General features: G+C 58.7%; 14 protein-coding genes. 2 read left to right on the plus strand and 12 right to left on the minus strand.

Annotation, left to right across the window (positions count from 1 at the left end; translation table 11 throughout):
• Positions 1-35: 35 nt before the first annotated feature.
• From QMX84_RS03160 to QMX84_RS03210, 11 genes are all read right to left on the minus strand, one after another.
• Positions 36-209 carry a hypothetical protein gene (locus QMX84_RS03160; RefSeq protein WP_282363119.1) on the minus strand — a complete coding sequence of 58 codons (174 nt, stop codon included), beginning with the start codon at positions 207-209 and terminating at the stop codon, positions 36-38.
• Positions 210-356: 147 nt separating this feature from the next.
• Positions 357-1,529, minus strand: a complete 1,173-nt coding sequence (locus QMX84_RS03165; RefSeq protein WP_282363120.1) for a lactonase family protein — start codon at positions 1,527-1,529, stop codon at positions 357-359.
• Entirely contained in the window at positions 1,519-1,815 is a 297-nt protein-coding gene (locus tag QMX84_RS03170; protein WP_262125790.1) for a DUF5629 family protein, read from the minus strand. The genes QMX84_RS03165 and QMX84_RS03170 overlap by 11 nt, the downstream gene beginning before the upstream one ends.
• Positions 1,816-1,887: 72 nt before the next feature.
• A complete protein-coding gene (locus tag QMX84_RS03175) occupies positions 1,888-2,448 on the minus strand; it encodes a hypothetical protein (RefSeq protein WP_282363121.1) in 561 nt (186 codons plus the stop codon).
• Positions 2,445-6,566, minus strand: coding sequence for a DUF6543 domain-containing protein (locus QMX84_RS03180; RefSeq protein WP_282363122.1), 4,122 nt, complete (start codon positions 6,564-6,566; stop codon positions 2,445-2,447). The genes QMX84_RS03175 and QMX84_RS03180 overlap by 4 nt, the downstream gene beginning before the upstream one ends.
• Positions 6,567-6,840: 274 nt before the next feature.
• The gene (pepN, locus tag QMX84_RS03185) at positions 6,841-9,498 is read right to left on the minus strand and encodes an aminopeptidase N (RefSeq protein ID WP_282363123.1); all 2,658 of its coding nucleotides are present in this window, start codon (positions 9,496-9,498) and stop codon (positions 6,841-6,843) included.
• Between the two features lie 13 nt (positions 9,499-9,511).
• Positions 9,512-10,342 (minus strand): DUF2797 domain-containing protein, encoded by an 831-nt coding sequence (locus QMX84_RS03190; RefSeq protein WP_048370248.1) that lies wholly within the window; start codon positions 10,340-10,342, stop codon positions 9,512-9,514.
• A complete protein-coding gene (locus QMX84_RS03195) occupies positions 10,339-10,599 on the minus strand; it encodes a DUF1315 family protein (RefSeq protein WP_048370246.1) in 261 nt (86 codons plus the stop codon). The genes QMX84_RS03190 and QMX84_RS03195 overlap by 4 nt, the downstream gene beginning before the upstream one ends.
• 29 nt (positions 10,600-10,628) lie before the next feature.
• Positions 10,629-11,498 (minus strand): rhomboid family intramembrane serine protease, encoded by an 870-nt coding sequence (locus tag QMX84_RS03200; RefSeq protein WP_262125787.1) that lies wholly within the window; start codon positions 11,496-11,498, stop codon positions 10,629-10,631.
• On the minus strand, positions 11,495-12,466 hold the full coding sequence (locus QMX84_RS03205; RefSeq protein WP_262125786.1) for a metallophosphoesterase: 972 nt from the start codon (positions 12,464-12,466) through the stop codon (positions 11,495-11,497). The genes QMX84_RS03200 and QMX84_RS03205 overlap by 4 nt, the downstream gene beginning before the upstream one ends.
• The gene (locus QMX84_RS03210) at positions 12,466-13,356 is read right to left on the minus strand and encodes an NAD(+) kinase (RefSeq protein WP_153332966.1); all 891 of its coding nucleotides are present in this window, start codon (positions 13,354-13,356) and stop codon (positions 12,466-12,468) included. The genes QMX84_RS03205 and QMX84_RS03210 overlap by 1 nt, the downstream gene beginning before the upstream one ends.
• 99 nt (positions 13,357-13,455) lie before the next feature.
• Here QMX84_RS03210 and QMX84_RS03215 point away from each other — a divergent pair, with 99 nt between their 5' ends.
• Together QMX84_RS03215 and QMX84_RS03220 are read left to right on the plus strand one after the other, a co-directional pair.
• Positions 13,456-14,412: a DUF1853 family protein gene (locus tag QMX84_RS03215; RefSeq protein ID WP_282363124.1), complete on the plus strand. Its 957-nt coding sequence runs from the start codon at positions 13,456-13,458 to the stop codon at positions 14,410-14,412.
• Between the two features lie 92 nt (positions 14,413-14,504).
• Positions 14,505-15,050, plus strand: coding sequence for a cytochrome b (locus QMX84_RS03220; RefSeq protein ID WP_282363125.1), 546 nt, complete (start codon positions 14,505-14,507; stop codon positions 15,048-15,050).
• Positions 15,051-15,123: 73 nt separating this feature from the next.
• Here QMX84_RS03220 and QMX84_RS03225 read toward each other — a convergent pair whose 3' ends face one another.
• Positions 15,124-16,047, minus strand: a complete 924-nt coding sequence (locus tag QMX84_RS03225; protein ID WP_282363126.1) for a pyridoxal-phosphate dependent enzyme — start codon at positions 16,045-16,047, stop codon at positions 15,124-15,126.
• Positions 16,048-16,049 lie beyond the last annotated feature (2 nt).

The following is a 16,049-nucleotide window of genomic DNA, read 5'->3' on the forward strand; positions in this document are numbered from 1 at the left end:
AAGGATCGCGAGGCAGATGCTCCCCTAACGGGCGTTCAGGACTGAGATTTAGGGTCCAGGGCCGCATAGAAGTTGGCGCTTTGCTGCAGGTATTTCTGGGTATACGCCGTGGACTTTTTGTCGCTGGTCACGGTGTTGGCGCTGGCTGGCAGGGCCACGGTGGCAGAGATGGCGGAAGCAGCGATGACGGAGAAAAGATTGAAGTTCATTGCGGTAACCCTCGACGATTCAGTTAGCTTGCTTGCCTGTTCAGGCCGTGGAGCAAACTTAACGCCAAGGGTCTTCACACTGAAATTCATTGCGCCACTAACCAGTATCAGCGCGATTGATAGAAGGCGCAGCCTTCAACTCAAGCCTTAAGGGCAGTGAATGAATTTCACATCGGAGGGTGCATCCATCGCCAGCTTTTGCAGGGTTTTACCCAGCTTGCCGGTCACGGGATCACGCTCAACCACCACGATTTCATTGCTCATCTGGTTGGCGATCAGCACGAATTTGCCATTGGGGCTCAGGGTGAATTCGCGCGGGTGATCACCGTCAACCGAACGACGCTGGATCTCGCTCAACTCGCCATTCGCCGGGTTGATGGCGAACACCAAAAGCTCGTTGGCCTTGCCGCGATTGCTCACGTACAGGAACTTGCCATCGGCAGAGGCGTGCACTGCGCCTGCTGCGCGGTTCTGCGCGGGCATGCCATGGGCAAGGTCCAATGCCTGGCGCTGTTTGAGCTGACCATTGTCATAGTCAAACACAAACACCTGCGCGCTCATTTCGGTGGTCAGGTACGCGTGTTTGCCGTCCTTGGAGAACAACAAATGACGGGGCCCGCTGCCAGCAGGCAACTCAATGGCCGCAGGCGTGGCTGCGACCAGCGGGTGTTCCGGGTTGGCTGCGGGGTCGTAGCGGTAAACAAACACTTTGTCTGCGCCCAAATCACTGGCGTAGACAAATTTTCCGTCAGGTGACGACACCACCGAATGCACATGGGCCGACATTTGCCGTTCAGGGTTTACCCGGCTTGGCTGATGGCTGCTCATTTGCGTAACAGGCTGCAATTGGCCATCGGCATTGACCGGCAATACGGCCAGACTGCCACCCGGGTCTTCATGCACACCGTAGTTGGCAATGAACAGATATTTTTCATCGGCACTCAAGCTGGAGTGCGTCGGCTCTTCGCCCAAGGTTTTAACCTGATTGACCAGCCTCAATTCATGGGTTTTTGGATCAATCACAAGACTGCTGACACGCCCGACAACGTCCGCCTGACCTTGCCCATTCTCATTCACCACAAACAGACGGCTCTGATCTTTGGACAGGGTCAACCACGACGGGTTGGCAGCCTTGAAGACTTGCAACGGCTCAGGGGTAATGCGCCCGCTCTCGCTGTCAAACTGCAAGCGGTAAATACCCTGGCTTTTGCCTTGGGTATAAGAACCCACCAGCAACTCTGCATCAGCGGTACAGGCGGCGTGAGCCGACATCGCCCCCACACTGGAGGCCATCAACAAGGGCAACCATTTAAGCTTCATCATTCGCCTCATCGTCATCGTCGTTGCTGGCGCACACGGCGCTAAAGCAAACCAGGCGGTGTTCACTTGTGTCGCCGCTCAGCGTCCAGCTTTGCAACTTATCGTCAAACACCGCCGCTTCAACCTGCTCCGGGGTCAAGCTCCAGCGCTTGTTGACCCGACCATCCATGGCTTCAATGAGCAGCCCTTGGTCATCAAGGGAAAACTCAAAAGCATGCAGCCCGTCAATTTCCAGCATATCGCTGGTTTCAAGGGCTGCGCGCAAGGTCTGGTTTGAATCGTTCATTAATCAATCACCTGTTGGAAAGGCGTAATGATAGGCCATAAAGGCCATCCACCCTACGCCCGCCTCAGGCGTTTAACCTTCCAGAGGCCAAAACCGCTCATCGAGCATTTTTTCGCTGATTTTGCCGTAATACACCGTCGCCGCTTGCCCCTTGGCAGCCAGGCTGGCCTGGCTGTCATAACGCTGGTTCTTGAGCTTGAAATGCGCCGCCGACGGCGATTTTGCAGGCGTGGTGAGGTCGGGGTAATGCAGGTGCGCGTACCACAGCACCTGGTTGTTTTTAGTACGCACCTCGTACTCTTGAACCACATCCCGACGCTCTCCCTTCAAAACCACACGCTGACCAATGCGCACCAGGCTGACCTCGCCTTTGCTCAACAGAAATTCCACCACCGGTGTGGTCGGCGGCACCGACTTGAGCACCCAGATGCCTTGCTCGCGCAACTTGGTTGCCCCCTCGCGCAAGCGCTTGAGCAATGAACGCGCAGTACCCGGTTTGGGTTTGTCCACGACCGGTTCATCGGCAAAGGTGCGTTCAATTTCAGCGATCAGCACGTCCAGTTTTTGCGCTTCCCTCTCCAGGGTTTCTTCCATCTCCAGCGGGTATCTGGAGCGCCCCGAATAAAGTTTCACCAGCCTGATTTTTTCATCGAGTTTGCCCAGCAACGTATTGCACTGACTGCGAATAGCTCCCAATGCGCGACCATCCTGTCGAGGCAACGGCCTTTGGATCTCGTCCCACATGTTCTCGGGTGATTGGGTGATTGGGTGAACACCAGCTTGGGCTTATCGGGTTCCGGGCTTTGCGAACGGCGTTCGACAGCAGACGTGGACGTCATGACATCGACGACTTCCGGGTCCTGTTCAGATGCACGAGCACGGGCGACGCCGATCAGAATGCCCTGTTTGCGCGTGCGGATCATTCGCCGCGCAGAGCGCAGGGCGCTGGAGGTCCCGGGTTGCTCAGGCAGCCATTCATCGTGCTCCTTGATTTCCTGGGCCAGTTGCTGCTCCACCGTCATATTGAGCCTTTCGAGCACTTCGTTCAGCCGATGGTAATCAGCCATGTTCAATTGCTCGCCCACCTCCAGTTGCAAAAGCGCCAAGGCGTCATGAGCCTTGGCATACCGCTCACGCACACTCTCCAGAATTTCGAGGCGCTCGCCATACGTGAACAGGGTCCTGTCGGCCAATTGAGAATGAGCCTCAACGGTATAGCCCAGGGGCCCGGTAATGGCGTTCAATCGTTCCCACACCTCGCCGAAGAGGTCTTTGGGTATCAGGTCACACAGGGTTCTTAACACCTGGTTTTGAAAATCCATTTCAGTGCCCTCGCGGTCCATGCCGGCGGCGTCCGTGAAGAACTGCCCGATCACCTGCTCGCGGGCCATTTTATCGCCCACACGGGGCACGTCCTTGAGCGCTTGCAGATAGCGTTTAAGGGTCTGAAACTCTTCGACCTGTTGGGTCTGGACTTTCAACAAGTCACGTTTGAACCCGATAAACTGCGCTGTGCCGGCGGCGTCCAGCGTAAGCGCCTCATGGGTATTGAACATCGGATGCAACTGCCTCAACAGCCCGCCCTGAACATTTTGGGCAAACAACATATTGGTTGAAACCATGCACAGTGATCGGTAAAAACCACCCAGGATGTGGTGGTCCTGTGGGTCCGGCTTTAAAGCGTGACGGGCCTGTATAGTCTCTAGCCCCATCACAAGATCGGCCTTGGCGTGGTCCAACACGGTGCGCAAATACCTGATCCGCAGGTTCTTTTCCATGTGCGTAAACTGTTGGCTTCTCTCGCCCTCAGTGGCTTCCAGGGCTCTGTCCAGCTCTTCAATGATCTTGTCATTGGTGGTTTTTTCCCCCGCCACAAATCCTTCAAGCCTTCGTGTCAGTTCATCCACCTGACGATTGCGTTGCGCCAGTCGCTCATTCAACGCCTTGCGACGGCGGGGTCCACCACCGCGTAAGCGCATGCCGCTGTCAAAATCCCACTTGCCTGCCCCGTCACTGCGCAACCAGGGCCCTGTGTCCAGTGGGTTGCCCGGATTAACGGTGACAACGCCCTCATCCTCCAGGGACACCTGGTAACTGAAGCCCCGCACCGCCGCACACCAGACTTTGTTCACCACATACAAGCCCTTGCGTTCACCGTGTGCAACAGGTTCGACCGTTCCGATTTCCGGCCCCCGATTGCGGTCCAGCCAAGTCAGTTGTGCGGGCGTGAAGTCGATTCTCGGGTTGTTGAACCACGTGAAATCCAGAGCGCTGAGGTTATTACCCACCGGCACATCCGAAAAATACACCGATCCGGTCTTGACCTCGACAGTTGCCCGAGGCTCGTCGATCATCGGGGCATCAACCGCGGTGGCCAGCCACGGCTCAGGCTCTTCATTCGGCAGAACGGCCACCGGCGAGCGTGGAACCCCATGTAGCAGCACCAGAGCAATATTGAACAGCAGGTCGATAATCGCAGGTGCCCGGGCTCGTTCGTCATCGCTTTGCAGCACATGAACATCCTGTCGGACTGCCGTGAAGGTCAAAAATACCCAGCCCAGCAACGCCAGCGGCCCTTTGACCCACGGCGACCCCAGCACACTGTTCAGCAACAACCAGCCACCCGCCTTAAGGGTCGCCCAACGGCTTTCAGCATTCGAGACGGTTTGCCGGTCAGCCAGCATTGCCAGCGCCCGAGCGGTACTCATAAACAGGTCATGCTTGTAGTGACTGCTCAGCGGCTGAGAAAAGAACTGTGCCTGTGCAGGCCTCCGGGCAAGGCGCAACGCACTGTCGGCATAGCTGGATCGTGCCGCATCCGGCAACCAGTCCAGCACACTGTCGCGCAAGGCACCTGAGGTCGTGAACGCGTCCAGCATGTCTTGCACCGAGCCAAATTCAATCAGCGCCTCCTTGAACAGTGGTCGGTACAGCACGCAGCGCCCGTTAAACGGGTTGCCGGTGCCAATCACATAAATATTGCTGACAAAATCAGGCAAAGCGCGAGGCTGCTTCACCAGGCCTAACGGGCAAATGTTCACCGTTTGTCCTTCCAGCACGCGGGCCTCGGCATGGGGCTGCATCAAGGCTGCCACGCACCGGTAGCCCCAGTCGGTCAATCCACACTGCCCCTGCAGCTTCATTTCCAGCGCAAGCAAAGGCAAAGACACCCGCAACTGCTCAACATACAAGCCTTCGCGACGCAGGGCCTCGGGCGCATCATCCAGCAGCAAGCGACGGATCAACCCGGGATAGGCCTCACCGATATTCACTCGGGTAATGAGCTGCCTGATGTAAGCAGGGGTGAGCCACCAGTCTTGAATCAGTTGGTTGTGTTTATGCCGCAGGGTCATGTGGCCACCCGGCCAGGCCACCAGGTTTTGCAGGGCCAGTTCGGTCAGTGTAAATGTGACGGTGTGTACCTGCCCGGCGGTGCCAAACGGCCCGAACGGCACCGCAAAATCGAGCATAAGATCATCTGGGTCATACCCCGGTGCCAGCGGCTGGTCCTGACGCATCTGGTGCTGTAACCGTTGCCTGGCCCAGGTGTGAAGATCGGCAATGCCTTCATTGAATACCCGGCCTCGGGCCTTGCGGGTGATGTCCGCGAGGTCGGTCAGGTGCGAACGGTAGGCAAAGCGATCCTGCCCAGACGCGGTGCGTAACCACACCGGCAAGGCGTTGTACACGCGAGCCAGCGGCTCGGATGCCGGCAGCTCATCGTCTTCGACGAGGGCTGCGGGGTCGGTGATGTCCCTTAAGTGCTGTTCCAACTGAACCAGTGTACGCACGCCGGAGGTTACCCGGTCCACCAGCGAGGTAATGCGTTCGAGCTGGTTGTTGAGCACGATCATCGCTTGCACCTGCAAGCAGTGACCTGCGGGTTCGTAACGTTTGCAGGTCAGGGTCTTGGCCGGGTAACGGTGCGGGAGAGTCCGACCCAGCACGCGCTCATACGCTCCGAGCGTAGCAAAGGACTCGATGTGCCCGCCCGGCCGACACTGCAAAAGCTGCTCCTGACCGTTAACGCCATGCACAATCAACAGATCAGGCAGCAACAGATTGACCGTCGGACCGTCCCCGCCCAGTACCATCTGGGCGAAGTAGACCTTAGGCTGCTCCCGATACCGACGCTGCTGAAGGCGATCACTTAACAAAGGGGTTCTGACGATGCCCCTTATCACCTCAATCTGCTCATCACTCAAACCGGCCGAGTTGTTGGCGGCCGCCAGCAAGGTGTCACTCAACCATTGCCCCAGCCATAAGGTGCGGCTCTGATAGCCGGGCACAGGCTCGTTCCAAAAATCCAGCATCGCCTGCTGAAATGACCAGATCCAGTGCTGCAGCACATGGCGCATAGCCCGTTCAACAGTGGCTATATCAAGGAATGAAGGGGTATCGGCACTGAGCACTTCACCTTCGGCCAGTTGCACCAGATAGCATTGTTTTGACTCGTAGTAGCTGTAATTCAGAGGCGTGCCGACCGCAATGTGCTCAAGCATGGCGTCCAGCAACGGTACGCAGCGCAGCGCAGGCAAAGGCTGCTCATTAGCGTCGACGGCCCAGACGATCTGCAACTGCAGTACGCGGATTTTTACGAACCAGCCTGCAAAGTGCTGCTTAAGAGCCTCTTCCAGCGCATTAGCAATGACCGCACGCAGGGTTGGGCGGCCATCGAATTGATGGATAAGGCTCTGTTTAAGCAGTTCAGTGCGGCCGAGGGATAACGGGGGGGCGACCAGAACAGTCATGGCGGAGTACCTGCACATAGAAGGAGTTGGTCGGCGCCATTGCGTCAACCTTGCGCAGGTATCTAAAAATAAATAGCAATCACAACTGTGGTATTCCGTTACCGACAGCCCTGACGTCGCTTACAGCAATGAGTAGCCGCAGTGGCGCTTGACGCAGTAAAACGTTGCTGGCTGCCTCTCAACTCGGCTCCATTGTTCAGCGACTACCGGTGTTCAATGCACACAAAAAAGGCGCTGACCGAGTAACCGGTCAGCGCCTTTTCAGCCGCCGAGTTTACGCCAGGCTTTTGCTGACCACTTCAAACACGTCGCTGGACAGCTCGCCTGAGCTACGAATGCGCTCAAGCTCTGCCTTCATCAGCGCCTGACGGGCGCTGTCGTATTTGCGCCAGCGGGTCAGCGGGGCCAACTGCCGCGAGGCGATTTGTGGGTTAAGGGCATTGAGCTGGATAACCAGATCCGCCAGGAAGCGGTAGCCCGAGCCATCGGCGGCGTGGAAGTTGATCAGGTTCTGCCCGGCAAAAGCACCGATCAAGGCCCGGACCTTGTTCGGGTTTTTGATGGTGAACGCAGGGTGCTCCATCAGTTGCTGAACGCGCTGCAAACCACCCGGCAGCGGGCTGGCTGCCTGCACGCTGAACCACTGATCCATGACCAGCGGGTTGTCCTTGAAGTGCTCGGCAAAACTGGCCAGGGCCAGGGCTTTTTCAGCTTCAAACGGCGAATTGACCAGTATCGCCAGCGCGTTCAGGCGCTCGGTCATGTTGTCGCTGTTTTCGAACTGCTCCAGCGTGGCTGCCACAACTTCGGGTTTGCCACTCAAGCTCAGGTACGACAGCGCAATGTTTTGCAGGCTGCGGCGGGCGAAATGCTCATCCTCGGCCACATAGGGCGTGACTTTAGACACCCCACGGTTGGCCTGATAACGCGCCCACAACTCGTCGAACAGGCTGTCGGCCAATTGCTTGCGCGCAAACTCTCGGGCCGCGTGAATGGCATCAACATCGGCCACTTCGCTGATTTCGGTCAGGTAGGCTTCACCCGGCAACGACAGCATCTCGGCCACCATCGCCTGATCCAGTTGCGGGTTGGTCAGCACGCTGCGCAGGGCTTCGACCAAGCGCGGATCCATGACCAGGGTTTCGCCACGTTGATACTGGCCAATCAGCGTCTGCAAGACTTGCACCGACAGTTGCTGGCCCGCATCCCAACGGTTGAAACCGTCGGTGTCGTGTTGCATCAGGAACACCAGTTGGTCACTGCTGTAGGCAAACTGCAATTTCACCGGCGCCGAGAAACCGCGCAGCAAGGACGGCAGCGGTTTTTCATTGATACCGACAAAGGTGAACGTCTGTTCGGCTTCGGTCACCGACAGAACACGGCTGGTGCCGACCGCCGCCGATTCGCCGGCCAGTTGCAGCGGCAACTCGGCACCCTGGGCATTCAACAGGCCAAGCTCGACCGGGATCACGAACGGCAGCTTTTCAACTTTGTCCGGGGTCTGCGGGCAGCTTTGGGCGAAGGTCAGGCTGTAGGTTTTTTGCTCAGCGTCGTAGTGCTCGCTGACGGCCAGACGCGGGGTGCCCGCCTGGCTGTACCAACGCTTGAATTGGCTCAGGTCTGCGCCATTGGCGTCTTCCATGGCCTTGATGAAGTCATCACAGGTCACGGCCTGACCGTCGTGGCGCTCAAAGTACAGGTCGCTGCCCTTGCGAAAGCCCTCGGCGCCGAGCAAGGTTTGCAGCATGCGCACCACTTCCGAGCCTTTCTCATAAACAGTCAGGGTGTAGAAGTTGGATATTTCGATAAAGCTCTCAGGGCGCACGGCGTGAGCCATCGGGCCTGCATCTTCGGCGAACTGGTGCGTGCGCAGGAACGCGACGTCCTGAATGCGCTTGACCACCCGCGAGTTCATGTCGGCCGAGAACTCGGAATCACGGAACACCGTGAAGCCTTCCTTGAGCGACAACTGGAACCAGTCGCGACAGGTCACGCGGTTGCCCGACCAGTTATGGAAGTATTCGTGGGCAACAATCGCTTCAACCCGCTGGTGAGCGGCGTCGGTCGCCGTCTCGGCACGGGCCAGCACGGCGCTGGAGTTGAAGATGTTGAGGCCTTTGTTCTCCATGGCGCCCATGTTGAAGTCGTTCACCGCCACGATCATGAAGATGTCCAGATCGTATTCACGACCGTAGGCTTCTTCGTCCCAGCGCATGGACTTTTTCAGGCTGTTCATGGCGTGCTGGCACTTGTCGATGTTCTCGGGTTCGACGTAAATGCGCAGCGCCACGGTGCGGTTGGTCATGGTGGTGAACGTGTCTTCAACACACCACAGGTCGCCCGCGACCAAGGCAAACAGGTAGGCCGGCTTTTTGAACGGGTCTTCCCAGGTCGCCCAGTGGCGTCCGTCTTCATCGGGGCCGCTGGCCAGCGGGTTGCCGTTGGACAGCAGGATCGGGTAGCGATGCTGCTCGGCCACCACGGTGGTGGTGAACGTGCTCATCACGTCCGGGCGGTCAAGGTAATAAGTGATCTTGCGAAAGCCTTCGGCCTCGCACTGGGTGCAGAACATCGTGCCGGACTTGTACAAGCCTTCCAGCGCGGTATTGGATTCGGGCTGGATCTTGACGCTGGTGTCGACCACAAACTGTTCGGTGGTCGGGTGCAGGGTCAGGTGGCTGTCTGTCAGCTCGTAGTCCGCTGCAGTCAGCTCGACATCATCAAGCTTGACCGACAGCAGCTCCAGTTGCTGGCCGTCCAGCGCCAGGGCCGGGAAGCCCTCACCACGGGCGGGATTGCGGCGCATCACCAGTTGCGCATGGACCAGGGTGTGGTCCTCGAACAACTCGAAGGTCAGGTGCGTCTCGTCAATCAGGTACTCGGGCGCCTGGTAATCCTTCAGGTAGATCATTTGCGGTTGTTCGGTGCGCATGCTGCAATCCTTTTTACTGATGCACGGCCAACTGGTAGGCCGTGTATTTGCGAATATTGATAACGCCGGTGTCGAAGATCAGGTATTGACCCTTGATCCCCATCAACGTGCCTTCAACGACAGGGTCTTTGTCCAGATTAAAGCTCACGATCTTGCTCGGGTACTGCTCGACCGGGTAGCGAATCTCGATGGGCTCGACGCTATGCAAAGGTTGTACCGCCTGTAGCCCGAAACGTTCCTGCAAGATCTGCAGGCCTTCTGCGCAACTGCCAAACAGCTCATCTCGCACCGCCGCCAGATCCACCGGCTGAGCATCGCCCTTTAGCAGTGCGCGCCAGTTGGTGCGGTCGGCCACTTGGGTGCGCAGCAGGTCCTCGACAAACCCCGACTGCTGGCGCGTCGCCACACGCACGATCGGCAATGCCTGGCTCGCGCCCTGATCCAGCCAGCGGGTCGGCAGTTGCGTGGCACGGGTAATGCCGACTTTCACGCCTGACGAATTGGCCAAGTACACCACATGGTCAGTCATGCAGAACTTCTCGCCCCACGACGGCTCACGGCACGTGCCTGCGTCGTAATGGCAGCGCTCCGGGCTCATGATGCAGACATCGCACTGCGCCAGTTTAGTCATGCACGGGTAGCAATAGCCCTGGCTGAAGCTTTTTTTGGTTTTGCGTCCACAGTGGGTGCAGTTGATCTCCCCCAGAAACTCCAGACGCAGTTTAGTCCCGATCAACGGATTGACCGGCACCTCGGTATCGCCCAAACGAAACGCATATTGAACGGTCGGCTCTTGCAGGCTTGCCGACATTTTGCTGATTGCACCGCGACCAATCTCAATCAATGGATAGCATCCGACTTAAACAGGATGTTTGGCACGGGCGCCGACTTGGAGCTGCATTCTTGCGGGCCCATGTAGCCGGTACGTTCTTCTTCAGGCAGGTTTTGCACTTCCCAGGCGATCATCGCCTGCAACGACAGCTCGCGCTGCTCGGCGGTCAGCTTGTTGCCATCGGCCCACTTGCCGATTTCGACCGCCAGTTTCAGGCTCTGATAGATATCAGGGGTGATGTTTTTAATCATTTCATTGAAAGAGGACATGCTTTTCTACTCTCGAAATACGGATGAAATTAAACCTGTTTGCGGCTGGCCCAAAGCCCGCCCAGCAAACCGGTGAGGCAACCAATCAGCAACCCGCCGACGTGGGCTGCGTTGGCGATTTCGCCAAAGCCGATCATCGACACCAGCCCGGACAGGCACAACGCCAACCACACCAGCATCATCACCAGCACGCCTTTGGGCAGGTGGTAAACCGGGTTGGGCGCCATCACCTGGTAAATCCACACATGCCCTAAAAGGCCGTACAGCACACCCGACAACCCGCCGAACAGGCTGGGCCCGCCAAACAGGTATTGGGCAAAGTTGGACACCAGGCTGAACAACAAGCTCAAGCCCACCAGATTGATGCTGCCCTGACGTATTTCAACCCGGCGCCCGAGTTCCCAGAACCACATGCCGTTCATGGCAATGTGCAGGACGCCAAAGTGGATAAACATCGGGGTGATCAAACGCCACCATTGCCCGGAAGCAAGGCTTTGCGACAAGGGCGTGAATTCTACGTACTGACCATGAATATTGAAGCCGACAAAGGTCAATGCACTCAACGTGGACAGGTTGTCACCCAACTGCGTGATCACCGCCACGATGATGCAGATCAGCAAAATCACAGCGGTGGCCGGGCTGGCCTTCAATTGCTGGGCAAAGCCGGGGCGGCCCATTGCTGCCGGGCGTTTGGCAATCGGGATCTGGTTATCAGGGTCGCCCAGCGGGAATTGCTCATACAGCCTGCGCACATCGTCAGCAATCTCGGAGGGCGCCCACAACACTTGCTCGCCCGCCTCTTCGCTGACCCGATGGGGCACTTGCATGCGTTTGAGCAACGCCACAAAGCCTGCGAGGTCGACCGAAATCGGTAACCGTAAAACCGCCACCACACTCATTGCACAGCCTCCGGGCGCTCTACATCCACCCATACAAACTTGGCGGGATCGAGCCGGGTTTCTTGATCAAGCCTGTAGGCCACTAATTTTCCGTAAAGCACCGCGCTGTAGTCCAGGCAGGCCAGGTTTGGCCGTATGGGCGCAGGCTCGCCGCTGCGCCAATAGTGGCCGACAAACAGTAACGGCTCGTCACTCGGATAGCGCAGCAAGGTGCCTTTTTCAGTTGAGGACAATGGCTGTTGCGCCACGCGCTCAGGCAATGCGTCGGGTTGAAAGACAATATCGCCGTAGGTCTTGGGGTCGTCTTCCCAGAACTTGGTGCGGAAGAACGCCCGTGTCAGGCCGTCGCCACCCGTCAACGTCAGGCCATCCGGCAAGCGCATGTCGGTGCCGCGCAGCAGCCGGTTGAAAGCCAGATGAGCAAAACTGTCTGCGTACGCGGCCGCCTGCACAAACGGTTGATCAATACAGCCGTCAGGGTATTGGGCGCGCAGCGGGCTTATCACATCTGCATCCCAACAGGCGTGCACTACCCGGAAACGCCCGGCGTCGACAAACAGCGGCATGTCATAAAACCACTGCACAAAGTCGTGCCACTCGCCGGGGTACTGGGCGAACTGCTCAAGGGTTTCGTGGATCAGCCGGGTGTGCCGCGCATTGTGTTCGCGCACATACTCTTTGCCACTGTCTGGCGGGGCCGGTGTGCACCAGCCCAGCGCGTTGAATTCATGGTTGCCCATCAGGCACAGCGCCTGACCGGTCCGGACCATGTCGTAAACGATATGCAGCGACTCGCGAATTCGCGGGCCGCGGTCAATGATGTCACCGAGAAACACCGCTATCCGTTGCGGGTGTCGCCAGATACCGGCGAGTTTGCGATAGCCCAGACGTTCCAGCAGGTGCTCAAGGGTATGAGCACAGCCATGCACGTCACCGATCAAATCGTAACTGCGCGCAGGATCGAGCATCAGTCGCTCCTACCGCCCAGTCGGCTGCCCCAGCCAAGCTTGGTCCGACACACTTCATAGTAGTTGTGGTCCAACGGGTGGATCAGACGCAGCTTTTGCGCCTTTTTGCTGACGGTGATGGTGTCGCCCGGCGCACAGGTGAAATGGTTCTGACCATCGCACGAGACTTGCGGGTAGATCTGCATGTCCTTGGCCACGACGATCTTCAGCTCGCTGTTGCCATCGACCACAATCGGCCGGCTGCTCAGGGTGTGCGGGTACATCGGCACGATCACGATGGCATCCAGCTTGGGATGCATGATCGGGCCGCCTGCTGACATGGCGTAAGCGGTAGAGCCGGTTGGCGTGGCGACGATCAGACCGTCAGCCTTCTGGCTGCAGACGAACTGGCCGTCAATGTGCATTTCGAATTCGATCATCCGCGTCGACTTGCCGGGGTGCAGCACCACGTCATTCAAGGCGTCGCCCTGGCCGATGGCTTCACCGTGGCGGCGAACTTCGGCTTGCAACAGAAAGCGGTTTTCGACCTTATAGTGGCCATCGAGCACTTCGGCGACCTTGACCTCCAGCTCATCCGGGCGGATATCGGTCAAAAAGCCCAGGCTGCCGCGGTTAATGCCCAGCACCGGGACATTGTGGCGGGCCAGTGCACGGGCCGCGCCGAGCAAACTGCCATCACCACCGACCACAATCACCATGTCACAGACTTCGCCGAGCATCTTGCGCGAGGAGGTCTGCAAACCGTGCCCGGGCAATACCTCGGCAATGGTGTCTTCGAGGATCACGTGCATGTGCCGCTCAAGCAGGAATTTTTTCAGTCGGCGAACCGTATCGAGCACCTGAGAACTGCCCAAACGACCAATAATGCCGATATTACGAAATTGCTCCATGAGGCTCCTGCAAGGTTTTAGGCGTGCGAAAACAGCGATTATGGTCGAAACAGGACAATAGACAAAACCCTTTCAGGCTACGGGAGCTATGCTCGCACAATGATCCTCTTTCCTGACTTGCTCAACCTGCCCCGCCAATTACGTCACCCTGAGGTGCGTGATTTGGCGTGGGTGATCCTCGCCCCGCCGATGCTCAGCCAAACCCCGTGGCCACAACGCCACCCGCTGGCCGGCAGCGACTGGGTGCAGGCGCCGGACCAACTGGAACACTGGTTGCGCACGCTGGACCAGCACAGCGAGCCGCTGCAGCAGTGGTTGGCATTGGCCACCACGCGCCGACTGGGGCGCTATTACGAGCGGCTCTGGCAGTTTGCCGTCGAGCATGCGCCGGGGGTAGAACTGCTCGCGGCCAACCTGCCGATCCGCTTGGGTGGCCACACCTTGGGTGAACTGGACCTGTTGCTGCGCGACCGTGACGGGGTTCACCACCTGGAACTGGCGATCAAGCTGTACCTTGGCCCGCAGCAGGCCGATGGCCGCGACCCCGGCAACTGGCTGGGCCCCGGCAGCAATGACCGCCTGGACCGCAAACTCAAGCACTTCAGCCAGCACCAACTGCCAATGTCCAACCGTCCTGAAAGCCGGCAGATCCTGGCCGGGCTGGATATTCAGACGTTCACTGCCAGCCTGTGGCTGGGCGGCTACCTGCTATACCCGTGGCCTGAGCATGCGCTACCGCCCGTAGGCGCACACCCGCAACATTTACGCGGGCGCTGGCTGCATCAACGTGATTGGCCCGCGTTTATCCACCAGAGTGCTGAAGGCTGCTGGCAACCCCTGCCCCGCCACGCCTGGCTGGCCCCGGCGCACGCTACGCCAGAAGGGTTATGGAGCAAACAACAACTCGACGTGTGGCTGGCCGAACTGCACCCGCAGGCGCCGGCACAGCTTATGGTGCGCCTGGTTGAGAACGGCAGCGGCGACTGGGAAGAAGCCGAGCGTCTGTTTTTGGTGTCTGACCTGTGGCCCAACGTGCCCGGCAACCCTGAAAACTGACCCACCTCAGCTTTTTCCCTGGCAGGCGTATTACAGTGTGAGCACTCCGTCGAACAAGAACGGAGGCTAAACCTGAACCGTGAGGAAAACCCATGTCCTGGAAAAGCACCGCTGAGCGCTACAGTCGTGTCTCCATCGCCCTGCACTGGCTGATGGTGCTGCTGTTTGTATTGATTTACGCCTCGATTGAATTTCGCGGAATTTTCCCGAAAGACAGCGACGGTCGCAACCTGATGAAGGACGCCCACTTTATGCTCGGCCTGACGGTTTTTGCGCTGGTCTGGCTGCGGCTGCTGGCGCGAACCTTGGGCGTCGCGCCAAAAATCATCCCCACGCCCCCGGCCTGGCAAACCGCGCTGGCCACGTTGATGCACTGGGCGCTGTACCTGTTCATGATCGCCATGCCGGTGCTGGGTTATTTGATCCTCAGCCATAACGACAAGCCGGTGTTCTTCTATGGCCTCGACATCCCGCCCCTGACCGCGAAAAACGTAGACCTCGCCAAGCAAATCAAAGGCTGGCACGAACTGGGCGCAACCATCGGTTACTGGCTGATTGGCCTGCACGCCCTCGCCGGGCTCGGCCATCACTACCTGATCAAAGACAACACCCTGCTGCGCATACTGCCTGGACGCTGATTTTCACGCCTTAGGGGTGAGCTGTCTTAAAGATCAAAAGATCGCGGGGCGGCACCTCCTACGGGGGTGGTGTTTACGAAGCGAAGGTAAACCCCCGGCGGCCTTGCAAGCCGCCGGTGTGCACGAACACCACACGTTCCCCCCGGCCGATGCGCCCCTGCTCCACCGCCGCTTTGAGCGCCATCAAGGCTTTGCCGGTATACAGCGGCTCCAGCGGCAAACCACTGGCTGCTTCGCTGGCCTGGATAAACGCCAGCAAATCTTCATCTACCTTGGCAAAACCGCCGCGACTGGCGTCGATCAGTTCAAAGTTGCGCCCCACATGCCCCGCCGCTTGCAAAATTGCTTCGATTTGCGGCGCGACACCATGATCGTCCGGCACCGCCAAGGCGCCGTACACCTTGTGCTGCCCCGCCTCCCCCAACGCCAGACCGGCCAGGGTGGTGCCCGTACCGGCCGCCAGCCACCATGCGTCGTAATCGTCCCAACCCGGCGCCGCCAGTTGCTCGCGCACCTGATGCACCAGGCTCATGCAGCCCCGCGCACCCGGCAGCCCACCGCCACCTTCCGGCACCGGCTGCAATTGCGGGTATTGCGCCTGCCAGGGCGCCCAAAAGCCCGGTGCATGCCGCGCCCGATAACCGGCAAAGCCCAGCCAATGCAGCTGCATGCCATAACGTTCAAGGTCAAGCGTGGTCGGGGTCTGTTGCGGATGACCGCGTAACAGACCGACCGTCGCAAAATTAAAGCGCTTGCCCGCCGCCGCCAGCGCATGCAAATGGTTCGAATGAGCCCCGCCCAGGCTGATCAAACCCTGTGCGCCTGCGGCGTGTGCGGCTGTCAGGTGCTCGGTGAGCTTGAACCACTTGTTGCCACTGATCATTGGGTCGATCTGGTCCAGACGCAAGACGGCCACCTCGACACCGGCCTGTTGCAGCCAATCCAGGTGTAAGCTCTGCAACAGTGCGCGCGGGCGCCAGTCAATCAAAGGCAACATCG

The organism is Pseudomonas sp. PS01297, from assembly GCF_029959305.1.
GTDB lineage: Bacteria > Pseudomonadota > Gammaproteobacteria > Pseudomonadales > Pseudomonadaceae > Aquipseudomonas > Aquipseudomonas helleri.